Consider the following 8,363-nt stretch of genomic DNA (forward strand, 5'->3'; position numbering starts at 1 on the left):
ATGTTTGGGCAGCACCGGGCACACCTTCATGTCGGCGATGTAACGCGGCTTGCGCTCATGGAAGCCGACCAGCACCTCGCCCTTCTTGATGACGTGCCGCACCGACAGCCGCGCGCGGTCGCGGTAATGCCAGGCCGGGCCTTCGATGGGCCGCAGCAGCCGCTCGGGCTTGACCTTGCCCAGGTGCCACAGGTTGTCTTCCAGCGTGCGCTGCTTGACGGCCACCTGCGCGCCCACGTGCAGGTGCTGCATCTTGCAGCCGCCACAGGCACCGGCATGCAGACCGAAGTGCGGGCAGCCGGGCGTCACGCGCTGCGAGCTTTCGCGGCGCATCGCCGTCATGGTGGCCTGTTCCCAGGCGTTCTTGCGGCGGCCCACCTGCACCTGCACCTGCTCACCGGGCAAGGCGCCTTCGATGAACACCACCTTGCCTTCTTCGTTATGGGCAACGCCTTGGGCTTCCAGGTCCAGCGATTCGACCGTCAGCCATTCATTCTGTTGAGTCATGCACCGGATTATCCGGTGGCAGCCCTCTCAGAAGACGGAGTCGCGGTCCACGCCCTGGCGGATCATCCGGCGCTTGAGCTTGAGCAGGGCTTCCTGCTGAATCTGCCGGATGCGCTCGCGCGTCAGGCCCATGCGCTCGGCCAGCACCTCCAACGTCTCGGGCTCGCGGTCGCGCAGGCCGTAGCGGCCGGCCAGCACCTCGCGTTCGCGGTCGTTCAGCTCGGCCAGGCCGTGGTTGAGCAACTGCTCCACTTCATGGCTGAGCGTGATGCCCATCGGATCGATGGCCTGCTCGTCGGCCACCGTGTCCAGCATCGATTCGCCCGCATCGCGCTCCAGCGGCGCATCCAGTGAGGCGGGCTGCTCGGCAAACTTCAGCAGCTCGGACACCTCCTGCACCGGCCGGCCCACCGAGGCGGCGATGGCTTCCACCCGCACCGGCCGATCGCCCTCAGGCCCGTGGGAATGCTCGGCTTCCAGCGCGCGGCGCGCCTTCAGCACCTGGTTGAGTTCTCGCACGATGTGCACCGGCAGCCGCACCAGGCGGGCCTGGTGCATGATCGCCCGCTCGATGCTCTGGCGGATCCACCAGGAGGCATAGGTGGAAAAGCGAAAGCCACGCTCGGGCTCGAACTTGCCGATGGCATGCATCAGCCCCAGGTTGCCTTCTTCGATGAGGTCGGTCATCGGCAGGCCGCGGCCCAGGTAGTTCTTGGCGATGCTGACCACCAGCCGCAGGTTGCGCTCGATCATCGACTGCCTTGCCAGGAAGTCGCCCGAGCGCGCCTTGACGGCGGTGTCGTATTCCTCCTGCGGCGTCAGCAGCGGCGCCTTGCGGATCTCGCGCAGGTAGGTCTGCAGCGTGTTGCCGACGTCGCCCTCGCCGGGCGGAATGTCCACCGGCACGCGGGCACTGCCGGCCGCCTCGGCGCCGGCATCGGCGTCGTAGGCGGGTTCATCGCCCGAATCAAGCGCCGGGGGCACCGGCGCCAGGCGCGCCGCTCCCGTCTCCACGACATGCCCGTTCTGCGTTTCGATTCGCCTGGTCATGCGTGGATCTCCGTGCCATGGAATGCCTTAACGGGGCGGGAGCAGTTTGGCCGGATCGACCGGCTTGCCTTGCTTGCGGATCTCGAAGTGCAGTTGTACCCGGTCTGCGTCGCTCGAACCCATTTCCGCGATCTTTTGTCCGCGTTTGACCGCCTGGTCTTCCTTGACCAGCAGGGTCTGGTTGTGGGCGTACGCCGTCAGGTAGGTGCTGTTGTGCTTGACGATGACCAGATTGCCATAGCCGCGCAATCCCGAGCCCGCATACACCACGCGGCCGTCGGCGGCAGCCAGCACAGGGTCGCCGGCCTTGCCCGCGATGGACAAGCCCTTGTTGCGCGACTCGTCGAAGCCGGCAGTCACCGAACCCCGTGCCGGCCAGGCCCAGTTGATGTCGTCGTCACCCGTGGCGGCAGCTGCGGCGGGTACCGGCGTGGGCGCAGGCACGGGCGCCGGCGTGCTGGCTGCCGCAGCAGCGCCGCTGGCCGGAGCACTGGCCGACAGCGGGCGCGATTCGACCTTGGCCGGCGGCACGCCACGGGCCGCCGCCACCGCGGGATCGACACCCGGCGGCACCACGCGCACCACCTGCCCGACCTCGATCAGGTTGGCGTTCTCGATGTTGTTCCAGCGCGCGATGTCGCGCCAGTTCTGCCCCGATTCCAGGCCGATGCGGATCAGCGTGTCACCCGGCTTGACGGTGTAGTAGCCTGGCTTGCCCGAGTTCTCGATGCCGGGCGGCGGCGGCTTGTCGGCCTCGGCCGGCGTGACGGGGCCACCCGCGGTGCGCGCTGGGGTGCTTTGCCGATCTTCCACCGGCGCCTTGTTGCGCGGCGAAGCGCAGCCGGTGAGCACTGCCGCCAGCAGGCAGGCGGCCACCAGAGGGAAAGAACTCGTCGTGCGCCCGCCGAACGGGCGCTGCCAGTGCAATCGCATCAGAAAGGAATCTCCGCTATTCAACGCCGGATTTTAGGGGGACGAAATGAACGGCATCGTGCTGCTGGCGCAGCCACTGCGTTTCGGTGCGGTCCACGATGACCAGCACCTGCCCCCGCCCGCCCGGCGCCTGCATCGGCGCCACCAGGCGACCACCGACGGCCAGCTGCTCCAGCCACGCCGTCGGAATGTCGTCGCCACCGGCGGCGGCGATGATGCTGTCGTAAGGCGCGTTGGGCCCATGGCCCACGCGGCCGTCGCCGTAGATCAGCCGCAGGTTGTTGCGGCGCAGCGGCGCCAGCAGCTCGCGCGCCTTCTCGTGCAGGGGCTTGAGCCGCTCGATGGAATACACCTGCGTGGCCAGCACCGACAGCAAGGCGGCCTGGTAACCGCAGCCGGTGCCGATTTCCAGCACCTTGCCCAGCGACTCGCGCGCCTGTGCATTCCGGCCTTCGAGCAGCAACGACATCATCAGCCCCACCACCGAGGGCTTGGAGATGGTCTGGTTCAGGCCGATGGGCAGGCTGGTGTCTTCATAGGCCTGGGCGGCCAGTGCGGTGTCCACGAAGAAGTGGCGCGGCACATGGGCCATCGCGGCCAGCACCGGCTCGCTGCGCAGGCCGTCGGCCCGCAGGCGGTTGACCATGCGCATGCGCACGCCCTGGGAATCGAGCCCCAGACCGCTGGGTGCCGACTGGCGACGCGCAGCCTCTGCGGCCTCATGCATCGGGCGCTGGGGGCGCAGCAGGGTCTGCGGTGCCCGGGTGGCTGTCCCCGGGCTCTTGCTGGAAGAGGCCCGGTCCAGCGGGATGGGGAACTGGCGCGCCCGGGTGGTCATGCCACCGTCCCAAGCGCTTCGCGCCAGGCCGGCAGCGCCGCATGGTCGGTGAGGTCGACCTGCAGCGGCGTGATGGACACACAGCCCGAGGCGGTGGCGTGGAAGTCTGTGCCCTCGCCGGCTTCGCGCGCGTCACCCGCAGGGCCGATCCAGTAGATGGTCTCGCCACGCGGGTTGGTCTGGCGGATCGCCGGCTCGCTGGCATGGCGCCGCCCCAGGCGGGTGAGCTTGCGCGGCAACTGGTCTGCGTCCGGCCGGTTCGGGATGTTGACGTTGAGCAGGAAGGGTCGCCCGTCCAGCGGCAAGGCCAGCACCTGTTCAACCACCGAGCGAGCCACGCGCGCTGCGGCGTCCAGGTGTTCCCAGCCCCGCTGCACCTGGGAAAACGCGATCGCCGGCACGCCGAAGAGAAAGCCCTCCATCGCCGCGGCCACGGTGCCTGAATACAAGGTGTCGTCGCCCATGTTGGCGCCGTTGTTGATGCCCGAAAGCACCAGGTCGGGCCGGTGCGGCAGCACGCCCGTCATGGCCAGGTGCACGCTGTCCGAAGGCGTGCCGCTGACGTAATGGAAGCCGTTGGCTGCCTTGTACACCTGCAGCGGCCGGCCCAGCGTCAGCGAATTGGAAGTGCCGCTGGCGTTTTGTTCAGGAGCGATCACGTCGATCTCGCCCAGGCCCTCGATCGCCCGCACGAGTGCGGCAAGGCCAGGGGCAAGGTAACCGTCGTCGTTGGCGATGAGGATGCGCATCGGGCCATTGTAGGTTTGCGCCGTCGCCTGCGTGACCGTGTTCACGGGCCTGGCTGCCTATCATCCGGCGCCAAGGCGGCCGTTGCCGCGACAGGAGACAACACGATGCAAGCATGGGTGTGCGATGACCCGATCGGCGTGCAAGCCCTTCAGTGGAAGCAGATGGAGACGCCCGAGCCCGCAGCCGGCGAAGTCAGGATCGCGATCCACGCGGCCAGCCTCAACTTCCCTGATCTGCTGATCGTCCAGAACAAGTACCAGGTCAAGCCGCCCCTGCCCTTCGTGCCGGGGGCGGAGTTCTCGGGCCGCATCGAGGCCGTGGGCGAAGGCGTCACGCACCTTCACGTGGGCGACCCCGTGGCCGCCATCGGCGCCACCGGTGGCTTTGCCACCCACGCCTGTGTCAAGGCCACCAGCGTGATTCCGCTGCCCTCGCACATCGCGCTGGAGGACGCCGCAGCCTTTGCCTTCACCTACGGCACCTCGCACCATGCCTTGATGGACCGCGGCGCGCTGCAGCCCGGCGAAACGGTGCTGGTGCTGGGCGCGGCCGGCGGCGTGGGCACCTCGGCCATCCAGATTGCCAAGGCTGCCGGCGCACGGGTGATCGCCGCTGCCTCCTCCGACGAAAAGTGCCAGCTGTGCACCGAGATCGGTGCCGATGCCACCATCAACTACAGCACCACCGACCTGCGCGAAGCGATCAAGACCCTGACCGACGGCAAGGGCCCCGACGTGGTCTACGACCCGGTGGGCGGCGACTTCGCCACCGCGGCCTTCCGGTCCATCGCATGGCGCGGACGCTACCTGGTCATCGGCTTCACGGCCGGCAGCATCCCTGCCGTGCCCTGGAACCTGCCCTTGCTCAAGGGCGCTTCGGTGGTGGGCGTGTTCTGGGGCGAGTTCGTGCGGCGCGAGCCGCGCGCCAGCGCCGCCGCCATGGCCCAACTGGCCGACTGGTATGCCCAGGGCAAGATCAAACCCGTGATCGATACCCGGCTGCCGATGAGCGAGCTGCATGCGGCGTACGAACGCATGGGCACCCGGCAGGTGCGTGGCAAGGTACTTCTCATCAATCCCTGAGTCGGCATCGCAGACTCCCCCCTCCTAGGGGGGCCTCGCTTGCGCTACGATGCACCGCACAATCTGCGCCGCGAACACATTTGTGTTCGACGTCGCATGAGAAGGGTGGAGCCATGGCCGTCAAGGTCCTGATCTTGGAAGACAATCCGGTCGCGCGCAGCTTCCTGTGCCGCGTGGTACGCGAAAGCTTCAGCGACACGATCGTCATCACCGAAGCGGGCGACCTGGAAAGCGCCCGCAAACACATCAATCTGACGGGCGGCGCACGTGGCCTGCATGGCGTCGATCCGTTCAAGCTGATCCTGGTCGACCTGGAACTGCCCGACGGCAACGGCATGGAACTGCTGGCCGAGCTGGTGCACTACCCGGCCACCAAGATCGTCACCACGCTCTACTCGGACGACGATCACCTCTTTCCCGCCCTGCAACGCGGCGCCGACGGCTACCTGCTGAAGGAAGACCGGTTCGAGGTGCTGGTCGAAGAGCTGCAGAAGATCGTGCGTGGCCAGCCCCCGCTGTCGCCGGCCATTGCCCGCCGGCTGCTGACCCACTTCCGCGGCAGCCAGCAAGACAGCGGCACGCTGGATTCGGGCTTTTCCAAACCCTTCGGTTTCGGCACCAGCCGGCCGGTGCCGATCGAAAAGCCGCTTGATCACGAGCGGCTGACGCCGCGTGAAAACGAGGTGCTCACCTACCTGAGCAAGGGCTTCACCATCAAGGAAATCGCCAGCCTGATGGGCATCAAGTGGTTCACCGTGAACGACCACATCAAGTCCATCTACAAGAAGCTGAACGTTTCCAGCCGCGCGGAGGCCGCGGTGCTGGCCAGCAAGCAGGGGCTGGTCTGAACGACCTGGCACCACGCGCATCTTCCTGGGGGCGTCTTCGCGCCTGACCGACCACCATGAGCCGTACCGCTGCGTCGCTGGCATCCGAGGCTGCGGCTGAAGCGGGCCTGGATTCGCCAGCCTGGGAGCGCAGCGTGGGGCGCCCGCTGGAAGCCGCGCGGGCCCTGAACTGGCGGTCACGCAGCGTCGTGATGGCAGCCCTGCTGGGCTGTCTGGCGCTGTTCCTGCTGGTGCGCGCGCTGGCCACTACGCCCACGCTGGATGCCAGCTGGAACGCCGATGCGTCCGGCCGCTTGATCGTCACGGCCGTGCATGGCCGACTGGGGATGCCCGCCGAGCCGGCCACGCTGCTGGGCCTGCTGGACGCCCATGGAAGGCCCCTGCCGGTGTCGGCCACGCTGCTGCAACGCGCGCCACGCTGGATCGTCGACGACGAAGAACGTCATCGCCACGCCACGATGCATGAGCGCCTCAACGCTGCGATGGCCATCGGGCCGGTGACGCTGGTGCTGGCCGAGGCACCCCCCGTGGGCCTGCGGTCCCATCCGCGCGGCATCACCGGTCTGGGCGCCGGGTTCTGGCTGATGGCAACACTGGCGCTGGCGCTGTACCTCACCGCGGCGGTGGTCCTGGCCGCGCGCCCCAGCGAGCGCAATGCGATGTATGCCGTGATGGCGTTCTGCCAGGCGGCCAATCTTGTCTTCATCGCGGCCGAGTCCATGCCGGGGCTGCTGCTGCCGCCTTGGCTGCTGGCGCTCGACTTTCCCGTACGCACTTGCCTCGACCTGGTGACCGCAGCCGCCCTGGTGCACGCCACCGGCCTGCACCCGGTGCCGGTGCGCGCGCGTTGGGCCTCGGCCACGTTGGCCTGGTGTCTGGCTGGTTTGCTGACCGTGCTGATCCTGGCCGGCCAGTTGCCGGCTGCCTGGTGGTGGGTGCAAGGGGCAGCGCTCACGCTGGGGGCGCTCACCGTGCTGCAGCTCAGCAGCCAGCGCCAGGGTCCACCACACCCGGCCGCCCTGCTGTTGCGTCGGCTGTCGACCGTGGCCATGTGCACCTTGTTGTTGCTGAGCCTGGCCATGGCCGCCGCCTCGCGGCGGGCGGACATCGCGCACTTCGCCAATGCCATCGGCTCCACGGTCTGGGTGGTGTTCCTCTCATCACTGCTGGGGTTGCTGCCTTTTTTGTCTCGCTCTCAGCAGGTGCTGCGCGAGTTTTCAATGCTGGCTGGCGTCAGCACCGTGGCCACCTCGCTGGATCTGTTGTTCGTCGCGGCGTTTTCGCTCAGCCAGTTTGCGTCGGTGACGCTGGCGCTGTTCATTTCGCTCGGGCTTTACGCGGGCGTACGCCAATGGCTGCTCAATCGTGTGCTGGGCAACACCGTGCTCACCACCGAGCGCGCGTTCGAGCAGCTCTACCGCCTCGCGCGCGAGCTGGAGGGGCGGCCGGACCAGGTCGGCACGCGGTTGTCGCAGCTGCTGCGCGAACTGTTCGAGCCGCTCGAAGCGATGCTGGTGCATCGCCATGCGCCTGCCGCTCGCGTCACCGGCGATGGCTCCACCCTCATCGTGCCTGTGCCTGCCATGCCGGGCGGCGACGCGCTGGCGCCAGAGACGTCGATCCTGCTTCGCTACGCGCGCAAGGGCACCCGCATCTTCTGCGATGAAGATGCGCGACTGGCCACCCGCATTTGCGAGCAGTTGCGTCGTGCGGTGGCCTTCGACCAGGCGGTCGAGCAGGGTCGCAGTGAAGAGCGCGCCCGGCTTGCGCAGGATTTGCACGACGACATCGGCGCCCGTCTGTTGACGCTGATGTACAAGGCGCCCGACCCCGAGACCGAAGAGTATGTGCGGCACACGCTCAAGGACCTCAAAACCCTGACCCGCGGCCTGGCGGCCTCCAACCACCGCCTGTCGCACGCAGCTGCGGAATGGAAGGCCGACATCAGCCAACGCCTGGGCGCGGTCCATTGCGATCTGGGCTGGTCGTTCAGCGTCGACGAAGACGTCGCGCTGAACGTCGTGCAGTGGTCTGCACTGACACGTGCGCTGCGCGAGTTGATCAACAACGTCATCAGCCACGCAGCAGCCACCCGGGTGGAGGTCGACGGCGTGTACGACAAAGGTCAACTCACGATCACCGTCAGCGACAACGGCCAGGGCGCGGACCCTGAATCATGGATGCATGGGCTTGGCCTGAACGGCGTACGCAAACGAGTTCGCCAACTCAGCGGCCACGTGGAGTGGCGCACCCGCATACCTCAAGGGATCCAGTGCCGTATCTGGATTCCCTCGCTGGCGGCAAGCGCCCGACACGAATGATCCAGGGTGCCGCCCACGATCTGAATTTGGGTCG

General features: G+C 67.7%; 8 protein-coding genes. 3 read left to right on the forward strand and 5 right to left on the reverse strand.

The features are described from left to right. The 5 genes from ABNT58_RS29570 to surE all read right to left on the reverse strand — a co-directional run. Positions 1–507: TRAM domain-containing protein (locus ABNT58_RS29570; RefSeq protein ID WP_348756923.1), on the reverse strand; the 507-nt coding region annotated here is incomplete at its 3' end. A 27-nt stretch (positions 508–534) separates the two neighbouring features. Then, on the reverse strand, positions 535–1,557 hold the full coding sequence (rpoS, locus tag ABNT58_RS29575) for an RNA polymerase sigma factor RpoS (RefSeq protein ID WP_348756924.1): 1,023 nt from the start codon (positions 1,555–1,557) through the stop codon (positions 535–537). A 27-nt stretch (positions 1,558–1,584) separates the two neighbouring features. Continuing rightward, positions 1,585–2,490, reverse strand: a complete 906-nt coding sequence (locus ABNT58_RS29580; protein WP_348756925.1) for a peptidoglycan DD-metalloendopeptidase family protein — start codon at positions 2,488–2,490, stop codon at positions 1,585–1,587. 16 nt (positions 2,491–2,506) lie between these two features. Then, complete coding sequence (locus tag ABNT58_RS29585; RefSeq protein WP_348756926.1) at positions 2,507–3,328, reverse strand: protein-L-isoaspartate(D-aspartate) O-methyltransferase; 822 nt, start codon at positions 3,326–3,328, stop codon at positions 2,507–2,509. Continuing rightward, positions 3,325–4,077, reverse strand: a complete 753-nt coding sequence (surE, locus tag ABNT58_RS29590) for a 5'/3'-nucleotidase SurE (RefSeq protein WP_348756927.1) — start codon at positions 4,075–4,077, stop codon at positions 3,325–3,327. Before surE ends, ABNT58_RS29585 begins: the two co-directional genes overlap by 4 nt. Before the next feature lie 105 nt (positions 4,078–4,182). Here surE and ABNT58_RS29595 point away from each other — a divergent pair, with 105 nt between their 5' ends. The 3 genes from ABNT58_RS29595 to ABNT58_RS29605 all read left to right on the forward strand — a co-directional run bounded on the left by ABNT58_RS29595 (position 4,183) and on the right by ABNT58_RS29605 (position 8,329). Next, a complete protein-coding gene (locus ABNT58_RS29595; RefSeq protein WP_348756928.1) occupies positions 4,183–5,160 on the forward strand; it encodes an NADPH:quinone oxidoreductase family protein in 978 nt (325 codons plus the stop codon). Between the two features lie 113 nt (positions 5,161–5,273). Continuing rightward, positions 5,274–6,008 carry a response regulator transcription factor gene (locus ABNT58_RS29600; protein ID WP_348756929.1) on the forward strand — a complete coding sequence of 245 codons (735 nt, stop codon included), beginning with the start codon at positions 5,274–5,276 and terminating at the stop codon, positions 6,006–6,008. Positions 6,009–6,064: 56 nt separating this feature from the next. Beyond that, positions 6,065–8,329 (forward strand): ATP-binding protein, encoded by a 2,265-nt coding sequence (locus tag ABNT58_RS29605; protein ID WP_348756930.1) that lies wholly within the window; start codon positions 6,065–6,067, stop codon positions 8,327–8,329. Positions 8,330–8,363: the final 34 nt, after the last annotated feature.

Origin of the sequence: uncultured Aquincola sp. (genome assembly GCF_964001545.1) — a bacterium.
Taxonomy (GTDB): domain Bacteria; phylum Pseudomonadota; class Gammaproteobacteria; order Burkholderiales; family Burkholderiaceae_C; genus Aquincola.

What these genes read in the sequence shown, in the direction of transcription:
- rpoS (WP_348756924.1), bottom strand. Translation starts at nt 1,557, where the DNA reads ATGACCAGGCGAATCGAAACGCAGAACGGGCATGTCGTGGAGACGGGA.
- ABNT58_RS29580 (WP_348756925.1), bottom strand. Translation starts at nt 2,490, where the DNA reads ATGCGATTGCACTGGCAGCGCCCGTTCGGCGGGCGCACGACGAGTTCT.
- ABNT58_RS29585 (WP_348756926.1), bottom strand. Translation starts at nt 3,328, where the DNA reads ATGACCACCCGGGCGCGCCAGTTCCCCATCCCGCTGGACCGGGCCTCT.
- surE (WP_348756927.1), bottom strand. Translation starts at nt 4,077, where the DNA reads ATGCGCATCCTCATCGCCAACGACGACGGTTACCTTGCCCCTGGCCTT.
- ABNT58_RS29595 (WP_348756928.1), top strand. Translation starts at nt 4,183, where the DNA reads ATGCAAGCATGGGTGTGCGATGACCCGATCGGCGTGCAAGCCCTTCAG.
- ABNT58_RS29600 (WP_348756929.1), top strand. Translation starts at nt 5,274, where the DNA reads ATGGCCGTCAAGGTCCTGATCTTGGAAGACAATCCGGTCGCGCGCAGC.
- ABNT58_RS29605 (WP_348756930.1), top strand. Translation starts at nt 6,065, where the DNA reads ATGAGCCGTACCGCTGCGTCGCTGGCATCCGAGGCTGCGGCTGAAGCG.